The sequence below is a fragment of the Serratia sp. root2 genome (assembly GCF_031931805.1).
Lineage (GTDB): Bacteria > Pseudomonadota > Gammaproteobacteria > Enterobacterales > Enterobacteriaceae > Serratia > Serratia inhibens.
The window spans coordinates 1-549 of the sequence record NZ_JAUJXB010000022.1 but is presented as its reverse complement, the minus strand read 5'-3'; the positions used below and the strand labels follow the sequence as shown (position 1 = coordinate 549).

Here is a 549-nt window from a genome sequence, read left to right as displayed (position 1 = left end):
GTGCCGGCACGGTGCAACGCGCCCCCGTTCGCCGTTAGCGTCATTCCTCCCTGCATCGACATCCCGACGGCGCTGTAGCGCCCTTCCTGGTAGCTGGCATTGGCGCTCATGCGCGCCGTATCGCCTTCGTGGGTGTAATACCCGCTCACGTTCACCCCGCTGCGCGAGGTTCCGGCGCGCAGTTGGTAGTTGTTGTGCTCATCAATCCGGTCGGAATATCCCACCTGATGCGTGGTGTCGTTCCGGTTCACCGTGGTGTTGTAGCTCACCGTGGATTTGTCCCCCCACGGCATCGACAGTGAGAGGTAAGCCCCGTCGTCTTTGGTGCCGTTATATTCATTGCGGTACGCCGACAGCGACAGGCTCAGGTTGCGGAACCGACCAACGTCGAAATAACGCGACACCGTCAGGTTGTAACGATCGTTGGCCGGCCGGTCCCAGTAGGTCTGATGGCTGTAGTTGATGTAGCTGCTCAACCCCCAGTCACGGAAATGCTTGTTGAAGGTGATGGTGTACATCTCTTTGCCATTGCCCGTCCGGGTGCCGTAA

At 59.6% G+C, this 549-nt stretch carries 1 protein-coding gene; it reads right to left on the bottom strand.

The features are described 5' to 3' along the window. Positions 1-549 (bottom strand): fimbria/pilus outer membrane usher protein (locus QZQ97_RS24495; protein ID WP_311995513.1); only part of this gene is annotated, 549 nt, incomplete at both ends.